Below are 14,547 nucleotides of genomic sequence, written 5' to 3'. Positions count from 1 at the left end.
TCGGGGCGGGCCTGGTTCAGCTCGTCGCGCGCTTCGCGGGTTCGCGGACCTCGGTCGGCGGGTGCGCCTGGGTGTGCTGCTTGGCCCAGGTGTAGTCAGGTTTGCCGCTGGGTGAGCGGGTGATCTGGTCCACCAGCCACAGGCTGCGCGGCACCTTGTACCCGGCGATCGACTCCCGGACGTGCTCGTCGAGGTCGGCCAGCGGCGGTCGCGCGCCGGGCCTGGGCTGCACCACGGCCGCGACGCGCTGGCCCAGGCGCTCGTCCGGCACGCCCACGACGAGCACGTCGAAGACGTCCGGGTGGGACTTCAGCGCGGCCTCCACCTCCTCCGGGTAGACCTTCTCCCCGCCGGTGTTGATGGACACCGAGCCGCGGCCGAGCATGGTGACGGTGCCGTCGTCCTCGATCCGCGCGTAGTCGCCGGGCACCACGTACCGGGTGCCGCCGATCTCGACGAACACCTTCCGCGACTTCTCCTCGTCCTTGTAGTAGCCCAGCGGCACGTGCCCGCGCCGCGCCAGCCACCCGACCTCGCCGGGGTCGGCGAAGGTGCCGTCGTCGCGGATGACCGTGGTGGAGGCGTCGGCGTTGACCCGCGGGCCGCCGGACTGCTCGCTGTCCCGGGAGACCACGCCGATGCCGCTGAAACCGGTCTCGGAGGAGCCGATGGAGTCGGTGATCACCACGTTCGGCAGCGCGTCCAGGTACTGGCGCTGCACCGCCGGTGAGAACAGCGCCGCGCTGCTGGAGATCGCCACCAGCGAGGAGGCGTCGTAGTCGCCGTCGCGGTAGGCCTCGATGAGCGGCCGGGCCATCGCGTCGCCGACGATGGCCAGCACGTTGACCCCCTCCCGCTCGACGGCCCGCCACACCTCGTGCGCGTCGAACTGCGGGACGAAGACCACCGCGCTGCAGGCGAAGAGGTTGCCGAAGCTGGCCCACTGCGCGGCACCGTGGATGAACGGCGCCGCCGGGAGCCGGACCAGGCCGCCGCTGTCGGCCCCGGCGCGCGCCTGCTGCCACTCGTCGCGCAGCACCTCGCCGGTCATGAAGTCGATGCCGCCGCCCAGCACCCGCCAAACGTCCTCGTGGCGCCACATCACGCCCTTCGGCATGCCGGTGGTGCCGCCGGTGTAGAGCAGGTACAGGTCGTCCGAGCTGCGCTGCGGAAAGTCGCGCTCGCCGGACTGGCCGGACAGCGCGGACTCGTACTCGGTCCCGCCGTGCTCGAGGTCCGTGCCGTCCTCGATCACCAGGACTTCGCGCAGGCCCGGGAATTCCGGGCGGACCTGCGCGACGGAGTCGCTGTAGCGGCGCTCGTGCACCAGCGCCGCCAGGTCGGCGTTGTCGAAGATGTAGCGGAGTTCCGCTGGCACGTAGCGGAAGTTGATGTTGATCGGGACGGCGCGGATCTTGTAGGCGGCCAGCATGGCCTCCAGCGCCTCGATGCCGTTGCGGGAGTAGATCCCGATGTGCGACCCCCGCCCGAGCCCGCGAGCGGTGTAGTGGTGCGCCAGCTGGTTGACCCGCTGGTCCAGCTGCCCGAAGGTGAGCCGTCGCTCGCCGCAGACCACGGCGACGCGATCTGGCGTCAGATCGACGGCGTGCTCGAAGAGATCTGCGATGTTGTACGCCACCCCAAGAAAGTAGAACGTGTTATCGTTCGGCACAAGAACCCGATGAGCCCAACCGGAATTCGCGGCTCCTTGGACGATCCAGACCCATTTCCCCCATTGACACAAGGAAATCCGCCGAAGCGGGAGGTCGCCCATGACGTCGAGCGCCGAGGTCGCCGAACAACCCCACTGCCTGGTCGAGCGCCGCGGACCGGTGCTGGTGGTGACGATGAACCGCCCGGAAGCCCGCAACGCGCTGTCCGGGCCGATGTTGCAGATCATGCGGGAGGCCTGGGACGAGGTGGATCGCGACGACGGGATCCGCGCCTGCGTCCTCACCGGGGCGGGAGGCGCGTTCTGCGCCGGTGCGGACCTCAAGGCGATGACGCGGTCCCACCCCGGGGACACCACCCGCGGCATGGACATGTCGGTGATCGAACCGCTGCTCAAGGGGCGTCGGCTGAGCAAACCGCTGATCGCGGCGGTGGAGGGCCCGGCGATCGCGGGCGGCACCGAGATCCTGCAGGCCACCGACATCCGGGTGGCGGGCGAGAGCGCCCGGTTCGGCGTCTCGGAAGCCCGCTGGGGCCTGTTCCCGCTCGGCGGCTCAGCGGTCCGCCTGCCCCGCCAGATCCCCTACACCGTGGCCGCGGACATCCTGCTGACCGGCAGGCACATCCGCGCCGCCGAGGCAAAGGAGATCGGGCTGATCGGCCACGTCGTGCCGGATGGGCGGGCGCTGGCCAAGGCCCTGGAGCTGGCCGAGCTCATCGCGGCCAACGGCCCGCTCGCCGTGCAGGCCATCCTCCGCACCATGCGCGAAACCGAGGGCATGCCGGAGAACGAGGCGTTCACAGTGGACGCCCGGCTCGGGATGCAGGTCTTCACCAGCGAGGACGCGAAGGAAGGTCCACGCGCGTTCGCCGAGAAGCGCACCCCGGACTTCCGCGCGCGCTGACTCCCGCCAGGGGCGGGTGCGCGACTCCCGTTGGAACCGGATGTGCGATTTCAACGGGAGTTGCGCACCACGTGGATCAGATCGCCCGCTCCTGGTCGGCCCAGTACGGGTCTCGCAACCGCCTCTTGTACAACTTGCCGTTCGGGTCGCGCGGCAACTCCTCGACGAAGTCGACGCTGCGCGGCGTCTTGAACTTCGCCAGGCGTTCACGGGCGTAGGAGAGCAACTCCTCGGCCAACTCCTCGCCGGGTGGTACGCCGTCGGCGGGCTGCACGACGGCCTTGACCTCCTCGCCCCAGTCCTCGTTCGGGACGCCGAACACCGCCACGTCGGCGACCTTCGGGTGCACCGACAGGGCGTTCTCGACCTCCGCCGGGTAGATGTTCACCCCGCCGGAGATGATCATGTCACTCTTCCGGTCGCACAGGAACAGGTAGCCGTCCGCATCCAGGTAGCCGACGTCGCCGAGGGTGAACAGGTCCCCGACGCGCGCCTGCTCGGTCTTGCGGGCGTCCCGGTGGTACTCGAACGTCGAACCGCCCATCCGCATGTACACCGTGCCGACCTCGCCGGGCGGCAGCTCCGCGCCGTCGTCGCCGAGCACCTTGACCGTCGAGCCAGGCCACGGGCGGCCGACCGACCCGGGTTTCGCCAGCCACTCCGCCGCACCGATCGACGTGCCACCACCTTCGGTCGCCGCGTAGTACTCGACCACGACCGGCCCCCACCACTCCAGCATGGCCCGCTTGACCTCCGGCGGGCACGGCGCGGCGCCGTGGATCGCCGCGCGCAGCGACGACACGTCGCAACGCTGCCGGACCTCGGGTGGCAGCGCCAGCAGCCGGTGGAACTGGGTGGGCACCATGTGCGTGTGCGTGACCCGGTACCGCTCGATCAGCCGGAGCATCTCGGCGGGTTCCCACCGGTCCATCAGCACCGCGGTGTGCCCCAGCTGGATGGCGTGCGTGACGAAGTTGAGCACGGCGGTGTGGTAGAGCGGCGAACCGCACAGGTGCACGTGCCCGTCGAAGGGTTCGAGGCCGAAGATGCCGAAGAACCACGTCGCGGCGGCAGGCACCACGTCCGGATCAGCACCGGTCAGCGGGCGCCGAACACCCTTGGGACGACCGGTGGTCCCCGAGGTGTAGAGCATCGGCGATCCCATCGTGCGCACGTCCGGCCGACCCACCGGTTCGCTCGCGCCGAGCTGCGACAGCTGCTGGAACCCGGGGATCTCGCCCACCGCGAAGCGTGCCGAAGCCGGGAGGCCGGATCGCGTGGCGGCGTCGGAGGCGGCCTCGCGGAAGCGCTCGTGCGCGATGAACGCCTTCGCCCCGCTGTCCTCGATCAGGTAGGCGACCTCGGGTCCGACCAGGTGCCAGTTCACGGTCACCACGTACAGGCCGCACTGCAGCGCGGCGAAGTAGGCGGCCAGCAGGTCCGGGCCGTTGGGCAGCATCAGCACCACGCTGTCGCCCACGTCGAGCCCCATGGCCTGCAGGCCGCGGCCGCAGCGGTCGGCCGCGGCGGCGAGTTCGGCGTAGCTGACCGAACTCCCGTCGGGCGCGACCACCGCGACCCGGTCCGGTTCTTGCTCGGCGATCTTCCACAACCCGATGTCGGACACGGCGGACTCCTGTCAACGGCGACGCGGGAATCGAGAACGACCACCAAATCTAGAACGTGTTCCACCAGACCGGCAAGAGCTGGGCGCCGCCCTCAACCGTCCACTGCGGACTGGTCCGGTCCGCCGCCGAGACCGAGCGCAGCGGAGACGCTCCGGATGTGGCCCACCTCGCGGCAGCCCACCAGCAAGGTGTCCACCCCCGCCTGTGCCCACTCCGCCACTCGGGTGCGCACGAGGTCGGCGTCGCCGATGATCGCGACGTCGTCCACCACCTCGTCCGGCACCGCGGCCACCGCCTCGTCCCGCCGCCCCTCGGCGAACAGCCGGACGACGTCGTCGACCACCTCGCCGTAGCCCATCCGCCGGAACAGCTCGGCGTGGAAGTTCATGCCCGGCGCGCCCATCCCACCGATGTAGAGCGCCAGCGACGGCTTCAGCTTCGCCCGCTCCGCGGCGGGATCGTCGGTGACCACCACCTGGCAGGTCGCGGCGACCTCGAACTCCGCGCGGCTCCGGCGCGCACCCGGCCGGGCGAAGCCCTCCGCCAGCCAGTCCTCGTACATCCCGGCCACCCGCGGCGAGTAGTACACCGCGATCCACCCGTCCGCGATCTCCGCCGTCTGCGCCACGTTGCGCGGCCCCTCCGCGCCCAGCCAGATCGGCAGGTCGGCGCGCAGCGGGTGGGTGATCGGGCGCAGCGACTTGCCCAGGCCGGTCGAGCCCGGCCCGTCGTAGGGCAGCCGGTAGTGCGCGCCGTCGTTGCGCACCGGGGCCTCGCGGGCCAGCACCTGGCGCACGATCGAGACGTATTCCCGCGTCCGGGCAAGGGGTTTCGCGAACGGGGTGCCGTACCAGCCCTCCACCACCTGCGGGCCGGACACCCCGAGCCCGAGCACGCAGCGACCGCCCGAGAGGTGGTCCAGGGTCAGCGCGTGCATCGCGCACGACGCCGGGGTGCGCGCGGCGACCTGCGCCACCGAGGTGCCCAACCGCACACGACTGGTCCGCGAGCCCCACCAGGCCAGCGGGGTGAAGGCGTCCGACCCCCAGGACTCGGCGGCGAAGACCGAGTCGAACCCGGCACCTTCCGCCTCGAGAACGAGTTCCGCCGCGTTGGGCGGCGGAGCCGCGCCCCAGTAGCCGAGTTGAAGTCCGATCCTCATCAGCGGTCCTCCTCGTCCCGACGGGTCCACCAAGCGCCCATCCTGCCCGCATGTTGCCCCAAAATCGAGAACATGTTTCACTTCGAGTCGTGACTGGGCTCTCCGAACCACTCAGCGCACCGCTCGAAGTCGGCTTCGACTACACCCGCTCCCTCGGACCGGTCCACCGCCGGTTCGCCACCGAACTGCGCGGCCGCCGCATCGTCGGCGTGCGCGGCAGCGACGGCCGGGTGCACGTGCCACCCGTGGAGTACGACCCGGACACCGCCGCCGCGCTCGACGAGTTCGTCCCGGTCGGCACCCAGGGCACCGTGCTCAGCTGGTCGTGGATGCCGCAACCGCTGGAGGGTCAGCCGCTCCAGCACCCGTTCGCCTGGGCCCTGGTGCGGCTCGACGGCGCGGACACCCCCCTGCTGCACGCCGTGGACGTCGGTTCACCCGAGGACATCCGCACCGGCATGCGGGTGCAGGTCCGGTGGTCGGCCGAACTCGGCAACGGGATCCGCGACATCGCCTGCTTCGAACCGGTCGGCGACTCCCCCGCCGCCCCGGTGGCCGACCCCGAGCCGGTCTCCACGATCACCGCGCCCGTGCACCTGCGCTACCAGCACTCGGCGTCGCCCGAGGAGAGCCGCTACCTGCGCGGTCTCGCCGAGGGGCGGCTGCTGGGCCAGCGCTGCCCGGCGTGCGGGAAGGTCTACGTCCCACCGCGCGGTGCCTGCCCCACCGACGGCGTGCCCACCGAGGAGGAGGTGGAGCTGCCCGACACCGGGATCGTGACCACCTTCTGCATCGTCAACGTCCCGTTCCTCGGCCAGCGCATCACACCCCCGTACGTGTCGGCCTACGTGCTGCTCGACGGCGCCGACATCGCCTTCCTGCACCTGGTGCTGGGCTGCGAGGCGGCGGAGGTGCGGATGGGCATGCGGGTGCGCGCGCAGTGGAAGCCCCGCGAGGAGTGGGAGTACTCGTTGCAGAACATCGACCACTTCCGGCCCACCGGCGAGCCCGATGCGCCGTTCGAGTCCTACGCCCACCACCTCTAGGAGGGCCGTGACCCTCCCCAGAACGCCGAGGAGTGCACCGTGGCAGACGTAGCCGTCGTCGGGTTCGCGCAAGCACCGAACGTGCGCGCCACCCACGGCACCACCAACGGGGTCGAGATGCTCGTCCCGATCTTCCGGGAGGTGCTCGACAGCACCGGGCTGGCCACCGAGGACATCGGGTTCTGGTGCTCCGGATCGTCGGACTACCTGGCGGGGCGGGCGTTCTCGTTCATCGCGGCGGTGGACGCCATCGGCGCCTTCCCCCCGATCAACGAGTCGCACGTGGAGATGGACGCGGCGTGGGCGCTGTACGAGGCGTGGGTGAAGATCCGCACCGGCGAGGTCGACACCGCGCTGGTCTACGGCTTCGGCAAGTCCTCGGCCGGGGACCTGCGCCGGACCCTCGCCCTCCAGCTCGACCCGTACACCGCGGCGCCGCTGTGGCCCGACTCGGTGAGCATCGCCGGGTTGCAGGCCCGGCTCGGCCTGGACTCCGGCGCGTGGACCGAGCGGGACATGGCCGAGGTCGCCGCCCGCAGCCGCGCGACCGCAGGCCCCAGCGCGCAGGTCTCGGGCCGGTTCGAGGTGGCCGACCTGCTCGCCGAACCCTACGTCGCGGACCCGCTGCGCAAGCACGACTGCGCGCCGATCACCGACGGTGCCGCCGTGGTCGTGCTCGCCAGCGCGGAACGAGCACGTGAGCTGCACGAGCACCCGGCGTGGATCACCGGTCTGGAGCACCGCGTGGAGTCCGGCAGCCTCGGAGCCCGCGACCTGCTGCGGTCGCCGTCGACCACCGCCGCCGCGCAAGCCGCCGGGGCCGGTGGCGTCGAGCTGGCCGAGCTGCACGCTCCCTTCACCCACCAGGAGATCGTGCTGCGCGAGGCGATCGGTCTCGGTGCGGACGTGGTGGTCAACCCCTCGGGCGGGGCGCTGTGCGGCAACCCGATGTTCGCCGCGGGGCTGGCCCGCATCGGCGAGGCCGCCTCCCGCGTGATGTCCGGCGCGGCGCAGCGGGTGCTGGCGCACGCCACCAGCGGCCCGGCACTGCAGCAGAACCTGGTCTGCGTGATGGAGGGAAGGTCCTGATGGGCAAGCGGTTGGCGGCGGTCGTCGGGACCGGCCAGACGCACCACACCAGCAAGCGCCTCGACGTCTCGATCGCCGGGCTGTGCCGGGAGGCCGCCGAACGCGCGCTGGCCGACGCCGGGCTGGACTGGCCGGACGTCGACGCCGTGGTGGTCGGCAAGGCACCAGACCTGTTCGAGGGCGTGATGATGCCCGAGCTGCACCTGGCGGACGCCCTCGGTGCGACGGGAAAACCACTGCTGCGGGTGCACACCGCCGGGTCCGTGGGCGGGTCGACGGCCAACGTGGCGGCGAGCCTGGTGCAGGGCGGGGTGCACCGGCGGGTGCTGGCGGTGGCCTTCGAGAAGCAGTCCGAGTCCAACGCGATGTGGGCGCTGTCGATCCTGCCGCCGTTCACCATGCCGGTGGGCGCGGGCGCGGGCGGCTACTTCGCGCCGCACGTGCGCTCCTACATCCGCCGCTCCGGCGCGCCCGAGCACATCGGCGCGGTGGTGGCGGTGAAGGACCGGCGCAACGGCGCGCGCAACCCGTACGCGCACCTCAAGCAGGGCGGGATCACGCTGGAGTCGGTGCTGGCCTCGCAGGTGCTGTGGGACCCGATCCGCTACGACGAGACCTGCCCGTCCTCCGACGGGGCCTGCGCGGTGGTCATCACCGACGAGAGCGCCGCCGGTCGGTCCGCGGCCTGGATCCACGCCACCGCGATGCGCACCGAACCCACCACCTTCGCCGGGCGCGACCAGGTCAACCCGCAGGCCGGGCGGGACGCCGCAGCGGCGCTGTGGCGGCAGGCGGGCATCACCGACCCGCTGTCCGAAGTGGACGTCGCCGAGATCTACGTGCCGTTCTCCTGGTTCGAGCCGATGTGGCTGGAGAACCTGGGCTTCGCCCCCGTGGGCGAGGGCTGGAAGCTCACCGAAGCCGGGGACACCGCGCTCGGCGGGCGGCTGCCGGTGAACCCCTCGGGCGGGGTCCTCTCGTCCAACCCGATCGGCGCCTCCGGCATGCTGCGCTTCGCCGAGGCCGCCATGCAGGTCACCGGCAAGGCGGGCGAGCACCAGGTGGACGGTGCCCGCACCGCGCTCGGCCACGCCTACGGCGGTGGCTCCCAGTACTTCTCGATGTGGGTGGTCGGCACCCGGAAACCGGGGGAACGATGAAGTTCACGCTGTCCGTGGCGATGAGCCCGCTGGACCAGCTCACCGGGCTGGCCCGCACCGCGGAGGAGTGCGGCTTCGCCGCCGTCGCGCTGCCCGATTCGCTGTTCTACTCCGAGCAGGTCTCCGCGGCCTACCCGTACACCCCGGACGGCTCCCGGATGTGGGACGCCGAAACCCCGTGGGCGGACCCGCTGATCGCCGCGGCGACGATGGGCGCGGTCACCTCGCGGCTGCGCTTCTACACCTCGGTGCTCAAGCTCGGGCCGCGCAACCCGGTGCTGCTGGCCCGGCAGCTGGCGTCGGTCGCGACGCTCACCGGTGACCGCTTCGGGCTCGGCATCGGCCTCGGCTGGGCGCCCGAGGAGTTCGAGTGGTGCGGCGCGCCGTACGCCAAGCGCGGTGCGCGCGTGGACGAGGCGATCGAGGTGCTGCGGTTGATCCTCGGCGGCGGGATGGTCGAGTACCACGGCGAGTTCTTCGACTTCGACCGCCTGCAGATGAGCCCGGCCCCGGCTCACCCGGTGCCGATCTACGTCGGCGGGCACACCGACGCCGCGCTGCGCCGGGCCGCCCGGGTCGGTGACGGCTGGGCCTCGGCGATGATGACGTTGGAGGAGCTGCGCACCACCATCGACCGCCTCGCCGAGCTGCGCGCCTCCTTCGGCCGGTCGGAGGTGCCGTTCGAGGTCCAGGCGGTGTGCGTGGACCGGTTCGGCGTCAGCGGCTACCGCGAGCAGGCCGAGATCGGCGTGACGGACGCGATCGTGGTCCCGTGGCTGTTCGACGGCCACGGCTTCGACGCCGACCTGCGCACCAAGCAGGACTCCATCCGCAGGTTCGCCGACCAGGTGATCGGCGAGTTCTGAGGTCCACCCGCGCGACCGATGGGAGGAAGTCATGGTCGAGGGCGTGCACTGGTCGGCCAACACGGAGCCGCACCCGGCCCGCGATGCGGCGCTGAGGTCGATGAGCGCGGTGGCGCGCGGCGCGAAGGACGAGTGGGTGGCCCTGTTCGCCCCGGACGGAGTGGTGGAGGACCCGGTCGGGCCGTCGGTCTTCGACCCGGACGGCTGCGGTCACCACGGGCACGACGGCATCGCGGCGTTCTGGGACCTGGCGATCGCCCAGGCCGACCGCATCGAGTTCCACATCCACGACTCCTTCGCGGCGGGCCGGGAGGTGGCCAACGTCGGCCACATCTCGACGTACCTCCCGGACGGCAACGCGATGGACGCCGAGGGCGTCTTCGTCTACCACGTCGACGAATCAGGCCTGATCCGATCCATGCGGGCTTTCTGGGAGTTCGACAGGGCCCTCAACACCCTCCGCAGGGCGGAGTGATACCAGCCCTCCACCACGCCGCCCGTCCGCCACAGGCTGACCCGAGGTGATCCCACCGCACTGCCCCTCGGCCGAGTCGTACACCGACATGCCGCCCGGGCACCGGGTGATCCGCAGTTCCCATTGAGGTGATCTCACCGGCCCCACAGGCGAGTCGCCGGATGATTCGCAGTTTCAATTGAAACTGCGACCCCGGGCAAGCACCGAAACCGCTCCCACCGGCACCCAGCGCCGATCGCAGGCGCCGATGAAGGACACCCTTCTCCGACTGGGCCGGTGGGGGTGTCTTCACTTCGGGCGCGCAAGAGTGGTGACGCGTCGTCGGAGGGATGGGGACGGTTACAGTTTCAACTGAAACTGTGCACCACCGGCGTGTCGGGTGCCGACATGCCGGCTGCGCGTCGGGTTCTGCTCGATTCCGGGGGAGATCAGACGTCCGACCTCCCCGGGGATCGCGGGAGGCCGGGTCAGGAGTACTGGACTTGGACCTCCTTGATGCCGTTGAGCCAGCCGGAGCGGAGGCGGCGGGGTTCGCCGGTGCGCTTGATGTCCGGCATGTGGTCGGCGATCGCGTTGAAGATCAGGTCGATCTCCAGGCGCGCCAGGTTCGCGCCGAGGCAGAAGTGGGCTCCGGTGCCGCCGAACCCGACGTGCGGGTTGGGGTCGCGGGTGATGTCGAAGCGCTCCGGCTCGTCGAAGACCTCCGGGTCGAAGTTCGCCGAGCTGTAGAACAGCCCGACTCGCTGGCCCTGCTTGATCGGCACCCCGCTCAGCTCGGTGTCGGCCAGGGCGGTGCGTTGGAAGGCCACCACCGGGGTCGCCCAGCGGACGATCTCGTCGGCCGCGGTCTTCGGCCGCTCGCGCTTGTAGAGCTCCCACTGGTCCGGGTTGTCCAGGAAGGCCAGCATGCCGTGGGTGATCGCGTTGCGGGTGGTCTCGTTGCCCGCCACCGCCAGCAGGATGACGAAGAACCCGAACTCGTCGTCGGTCAGCGCGTTGCCGTCGATGTCGGCCTGCACCAGCTTGGTCACGATGTCGTCCATCGGGCAGCCGCGCCGCTGCTCGGCCATCTTGCTGAAGTAGCCGAGCATTTCCGCGGCCGCGATCTCCGGTTGGATGTCGTACTCGGGGTCGTCGTAGCCGATCATCTGGTTGGACCAGTCGAAGATCTCCCGGCGGTGCTCCTGCGGCAGGCCGAGCAGTTCCGCGATCGCCTGCAGCGGCAGCTCGCAGGCCACGTCGGTCACGAAGTCCCCGCTGCCGCCGGTGCGCGCCTCGGTGACGATGCGCTGCGCCCGCTCACGCAGTGCCGCTTCGAGGCTCTTGATGGCGCGCGGGGTGAACCCGCGCTGCACGATCTGGCGCACCTTGGTGTGCTGCGGCGGATCCATGTTGATCATGATGAACCGCTGCAGCTCGATCTGCTCGCGGGTCATGCCGTCGTTGAACCGGATGATCGCGGTGTTCTCCCGGGTCGAGAAGATGTCGGAGCGCCGGGAGACCTCCTTGACGTCGGCGTGCTTGCTGACCACCCAGAACCCGCCGTCGTCGAAGCCCCCGCACCGGTCGGGCTGGTCGTTCCACCACACCGGAGCGGTGCTGCGGAGCTCGGCGAACTCGGCCAGCGGAAGCCGTTCGGCGAGCAGGTCAGGATCGGTGAAGTCGAAGCCCTCCGGAATGCGCGGTGCGACCACGGCTGCCTCCTAAGCGGGGAATCCGATCAAGAAGTGAAACGAGTTCTACGATTGAGAGAAGCACATCGACCAGGTTTGGTAAACCCCTGTAACTCAGCCAGCACCGAGCCAGTTCCGGAACCACCGAACCGACCCGGCGAAAACCGCCCTTGCCGAACAATAGGAACGTGTTCTAATTTTGATCGACGTTGTCGCCCGAAGGGAGGACCAGGTGGGCAACCCGGTGATCGTGGAGGCGGTCCGCACCCCGATCGGCAAGCGCCGCGGACGCCTCTCCGGACTGCACGCGGCCGAGATCCTCGGCGCCGCCCAGCGCGGCCTGCTGGAGCGCACCGGCCTCGACGGCTCCGAGGTCGACCAGGCGATCGGCGGCTGCGTCACGCAGGCCGGCGAGCAGTCGAACAACATCACCCGCACCGCGTGGCTGCACTCCGGGCTGCCGCACCAGGTCGGCTGCACCACGGTCGACGCGCAGTGCGGCTCGGCGCAGCAGGCCACGCACCTGGTCGCCGGGCTGATCACCGCCGACGCGGTGCGCCTCGGGATCTCCTGCGGCGTGGAGGCGATGAGCCGGGTGCCGCTGCGCAGCAACCTCGGCGCGGACGTCGGCATGCCGCGACCGGACTCGTGGGACATCGACCTGCCGAACCAGTACCAGGCGGCCGACCGGATCGCGGCGCGGCGCGGTTTGAGCCGCGAGGACCTCGACGCCTTCGGCCTGCGCTCCCAGCAGCGCGCCCAGGCCGCCTGGCAGGAGGGGCGGTTCGACCGCGAGATCGTGCCGGTGCAGGTCCCCGACGGCGAGCCGGTCACCCGCGACGAAGGGCTGCGCGACACCAGCATGCAGGCCCTCGGCGGGCTGAAACCCGTGCTGGCGGACGGGATGCACACGGCGGGAACGTCCTCGCAGATCTCCGACGGCGCTGCCGCGGTGCTGCTGGCCGACGTCGACCGAGCGGCCGAGCTGGGCCTGCGGCCCCGCGCCCGCATCGTCGCGCAGTGCCTGGTGGGCGGCGAGCCCTACTACCACCTGGACGGGCCGGTGCAGGCGACCCAGCGCGTGCTGGAGCTCAGCGGGATGAAGATCGGCGACATCGACCTCTTCGAGGTCAACGAGGCGTTCGCCTCAGTGGTGCTGTCGTGGGCGGCGGTGCACGAACCGGACCTGGACCGGGTCAACGTCAACGGCGGCGCGATCGCCCTGGGCCACCCGGTCGGCAGCACCGGCGCCCGCCTGATCACCTCGGCACTGCACGAACTCGAACGCCGCGACGCCAGCACGGCCCTGATCACCATGTGCGCGGGCGGCGCGCTGGCCACCGGCACCATCATCGAGCGCCTGCGCTGACGCCCCGGACAACCGCGCTCACGGGCCCCGGCGGGCCAGGCGGAAGCCCAGGTCGTCCACGCGGAACGTCGGGTGGCTCCTGCGGCGGCAGGACGCCCGGCAGCCGCGGGGCGGGTCGAACGCGCCTCCGCCGCGGAACACCCGGTAGGGCCCGTAACGCGCCGGGTCGTACAGGTCCCAGCACCACTCCCAGACGTTGCCGATCATGTCGTGCAACCCCCACGAGTTCGGTTCCTTGGCACCGACCTCGCGCACCCGTTCGCCGGAGTTCCCGCGGTACCAGGCGATCTCGTCCAGCTCCCCGTAGCGGACCTCGGAGCTCCCCGCGCGGCACGCGTGCTCCCACTCCGCCTCGGAGGGCAGGCGGTAGCCGTCGGCCGACCAGTCACACACCACCCCCACCCCGTCCCGGTCCTCGGGGATCGCGTAACACGGATCAAGCCCGTGCTCCCGCGAGAGCCGGTTGCAGAACCTGATCGCGTCGAGCCACGACACCTCGGTCACCGGCCTGCCCGGCGAACCCGGTTGCGCCGCGCCGAGGTGGAGCTCGCGGGTCACCGGGTGCTCGGCCAGCTGGAAAGCTGCCACGTCGACCTCCCAGCTGGTCCGCGCACCCTCGTCCCGCAAGGTGACCCGCCCCGCGGGGACCTCGATCACGCGGCCAGGCGGGCGTCGAGCGCGGGCAGGTCGGGCAGGAACCAGACGTGGTTGGCCCGGTTGGACTCGCGGACCAGCGCCTGCAGCGCCGAGCTGGCCGCCAGGTGCGCGGAGATGTCGCCGAGGATCGCCAGCCGCACGCGGTAGTTGACGAACTTCTGCATCACCTCACCGGCGAAACCGCTGCGCAGGTCGAAGAACCGCGCGTCGAGGCGCGCAGCGGGCAGCGCCACCGCCTCGCCGCCGTAGGACGCGCCGATCAGGTCCAGGGCGTCCTGCACGGTCGAGACCTCCGGCCCGTCCGAGTCGCACACCAGCACCTGAACGCCAGCCCGCTCTTCCACGACATCAGCCATCCCCGGCCTCCTCTGGGTGCAGTCCGCCTTCGAGCACGGCATCCAGCAGGCGAAGCACCTCGGCGGTGTCCCCCGCACCGCCGAGCACCACGACCTTCAACCGGTGCCGCTCCTCGTCGTAGGCGGTGTGGACGCGCAGCGGACTCGACGACCCGCGAGCGGTGTTCACCCCGGCCAGCACCAGCGTGCCCAGCCGGTCGGCGGTGCCCCGGTCGACGCCGTCGACCTGCACGATGCTCGACACCTCCACCGAGGTGGGCCCGACCGGCTCGGCCGGTGCCGCCTGCCCGGTGAACGCCTCCAGGTCTGACCGGGAGATGCGGTACTGCTTCCCGATCCGGACCGCGTTGAGCCGTCCACCCCGGATGTAGCCGCGCACCGTCCGCACGTGCAGCCCCAGGAGCGCCGCAACCTGCTCCACTGAGTACATTTCCTCCGCCATCGCTCCCCAAGATACCTCATACAGGGAACGATGCGTAATGAAAGGGTA

At 71.1% G+C, this 14,547-nt stretch carries 14 protein-coding genes; 7 read left to right on the top strand and 7 right to left on the bottom strand.

What is annotated here, in order from left to right; genetic code table 11:
* Positions 1-16 precede the first annotated feature (16 nt).
* Positions 17-1,639: an acyl-CoA synthetase gene (locus tag ABT324_RS15900; RefSeq protein WP_351177058.1), complete on the bottom strand. Its 1,623-nt coding sequence runs from the start codon at positions 1,637-1,639 to the stop codon at positions 17-19.
* 133 nt (positions 1,640-1,772) lie between these two features.
* Here ABT324_RS15900 and ABT324_RS15895 point away from each other — a divergent pair, with 133 nt between their 5' ends.
* Positions 1,773-2,576: a crotonase/enoyl-CoA hydratase family protein gene (locus tag ABT324_RS15895; protein WP_351177055.1), complete on the top strand. Its 804-nt coding sequence runs from the start codon at positions 1,773-1,775 to the stop codon at positions 2,574-2,576.
* A 76-nt stretch (positions 2,577-2,652) separates the two neighbouring features.
* Here ABT324_RS15895 and ABT324_RS15890 read toward each other — a convergent pair whose 3' ends face one another.
* Both ABT324_RS15890 and ABT324_RS15885 read right to left on the bottom strand, forming a co-directional pair.
* The gene (locus ABT324_RS15890) at positions 2,653-4,203 is read right to left on the bottom strand and encodes an acyl-CoA synthetase (protein ID WP_351177052.1); all 1,551 of its coding nucleotides are present in this window, start codon (positions 4,201-4,203) and stop codon (positions 2,653-2,655) included.
* Between the two features lie 92 nt (positions 4,204-4,295).
* Positions 4,296-5,366: an LLM class F420-dependent oxidoreductase gene (locus ABT324_RS15885; RefSeq protein WP_351177049.1), complete on the bottom strand. Its 1,071-nt coding sequence runs from the start codon at positions 5,364-5,366 to the stop codon at positions 4,296-4,298.
* Between the two features lie 89 nt (positions 5,367-5,455).
* On the opposite strand from ABT324_RS15885, the gene ABT324_RS15880 reads away from it, so the two are divergent.
* The 5 genes from ABT324_RS15880 to ABT324_RS15860 are packed head-to-tail and all read left to right on the top strand — an operon-like array spanning position 5,456 to position 10,002.
* Positions 5,456-6,412, top strand: a complete 957-nt coding sequence (locus tag ABT324_RS15880; RefSeq protein WP_351177046.1) for a Zn-ribbon domain-containing OB-fold protein — start codon at positions 5,456-5,458, stop codon at positions 6,410-6,412.
* A 39-nt stretch (positions 6,413-6,451) separates the two neighbouring features.
* Entirely contained in the window at positions 6,452-7,501 is a 1,050-nt protein-coding gene (locus ABT324_RS15875; protein ID WP_351177043.1) for a thiolase family protein, read from the top strand.
* Positions 7,501-8,661 carry a thiolase family protein gene (locus ABT324_RS15870; RefSeq protein WP_351177040.1) on the top strand — a complete coding sequence of 387 codons (1,161 nt, stop codon included), beginning with the start codon at positions 7,501-7,503 and terminating at the stop codon, positions 8,659-8,661. The genes ABT324_RS15875 and ABT324_RS15870 overlap by 1 nt, the downstream gene beginning before the upstream one ends.
* Positions 8,658-9,527 (top strand): TIGR03619 family F420-dependent LLM class oxidoreductase, encoded by an 870-nt coding sequence (locus ABT324_RS15865; RefSeq protein WP_351177037.1) that lies wholly within the window; start codon positions 8,658-8,660, stop codon positions 9,525-9,527. The genes ABT324_RS15870 and ABT324_RS15865 overlap by 4 nt, the downstream gene beginning before the upstream one ends.
* Positions 9,528-9,558: 31 nt before the next feature.
* Positions 9,559-10,002 carry a nuclear transport factor 2 family protein gene (locus tag ABT324_RS15860; protein ID WP_351177034.1) on the top strand — a complete coding sequence of 148 codons (444 nt, stop codon included), beginning with the start codon at positions 9,559-9,561 and terminating at the stop codon, positions 10,000-10,002.
* A gap of 467 nt (positions 10,003-10,469) precedes the next feature.
* On the opposite strand, the gene ABT324_RS15855 is transcribed toward ABT324_RS15860, so the two are convergent.
* Positions 10,470-11,696 carry a cytochrome P450 gene (locus ABT324_RS15855; protein WP_351177031.1) on the bottom strand — a complete coding sequence of 409 codons (1,227 nt, stop codon included), beginning with the start codon at positions 11,694-11,696 and terminating at the stop codon, positions 10,470-10,472.
* Between the two features lie 211 nt (positions 11,697-11,907).
* On the opposite strand from ABT324_RS15855, the gene ABT324_RS15850 reads away from it, so the two are divergent.
* On the top strand, positions 11,908-13,044 hold the full coding sequence (locus tag ABT324_RS15850; RefSeq protein ID WP_351177028.1) for a steroid 3-ketoacyl-CoA thiolase: 1,137 nt from the start codon (positions 11,908-11,910) through the stop codon (positions 13,042-13,044).
* Positions 13,045-13,062: 18 nt separating this feature from the next.
* Here the strand turns inward: ABT324_RS15850 and ABT324_RS15845 are convergent, their stop codons facing one another.
* Genes ABT324_RS15845 through ABT324_RS15835 form a run of 3 tightly spaced genes read right to left on the bottom strand, consistent with a single transcriptional unit; the run spans position 13,063 to position 14,499 of the window.
* Positions 13,063-13,701 carry a formylglycine-generating enzyme family protein gene (locus ABT324_RS15845; RefSeq protein ID WP_351177025.1) on the bottom strand — a complete coding sequence of 213 codons (639 nt, stop codon included), beginning with the start codon at positions 13,699-13,701 and terminating at the stop codon, positions 13,063-13,065.
* Positions 13,698-14,057, bottom strand: coding sequence for a DUF4180 domain-containing protein (locus tag ABT324_RS15840; RefSeq protein WP_351177022.1), 360 nt, complete (start codon positions 14,055-14,057; stop codon positions 13,698-13,700). Before ABT324_RS15840 ends, ABT324_RS15845 begins: the two co-directional genes overlap by 4 nt.
* Entirely contained in the window at positions 14,050-14,499 is a 450-nt protein-coding gene (locus tag ABT324_RS15835; protein WP_351177019.1) for a helix-turn-helix domain-containing protein, read from the bottom strand. Before ABT324_RS15835 ends, ABT324_RS15840 begins: the two co-directional genes overlap by 8 nt.
* Positions 14,500-14,547: the final 48 nt, after the last annotated feature.

The sequence above is a fragment of the Saccharopolyspora sp. NPDC000359 genome, assembly GCF_040300525.1.
Taxonomy (GTDB): domain Bacteria; phylum Actinomycetota; class Actinomycetes; order Mycobacteriales; family Pseudonocardiaceae; genus Saccharopolyspora.
The sequence above is the reverse complement of the archived record's forward strand: the minus strand, read 5'-3'. Positions and strand labels throughout refer to the sequence as shown.

What these genes read in the sequence shown, in the direction of transcription:
- ABT324_RS15885 (WP_351177049.1), bottom strand. Translation starts at nt 5,366, where the DNA reads ATGAGGATCGGACTTCAACTCGGCTACTGGGGCGCGGCTCCGCCGCCC.
- ABT324_RS15870 (WP_351177040.1), top strand. Translation starts at nt 7,501, where the DNA reads ATGGGCAAGCGGTTGGCGGCGGTCGTCGGGACCGGCCAGACGCACCAC.
- ABT324_RS15865 (WP_351177037.1), top strand. Translation starts at nt 8,658, where the DNA reads ATGAAGTTCACGCTGTCCGTGGCGATGAGCCCGCTGGACCAGCTCACC.
- ABT324_RS15835 (WP_351177019.1), bottom strand. Translation starts at nt 14,499, where the DNA reads ATGGCGGAGGAAATGTACTCAGTGGAGCAGGTTGCGGCGCTCCTGGGG.
- ABT324_RS15840 (WP_351177022.1), bottom strand. Translation starts at nt 14,057, where the DNA reads ATGGCTGATGTCGTGGAAGAGCGGGCTGGCGTTCAGGTGCTGGTGTGC.
- ABT324_RS15860 (WP_351177034.1), top strand. Translation starts at nt 9,559, where the DNA reads ATGGTCGAGGGCGTGCACTGGTCGGCCAACACGGAGCCGCACCCGGCC.
- ABT324_RS15895 (WP_351177055.1), top strand. Translation starts at nt 1,773, where the DNA reads ATGACGTCGAGCGCCGAGGTCGCCGAACAACCCCACTGCCTGGTCGAG.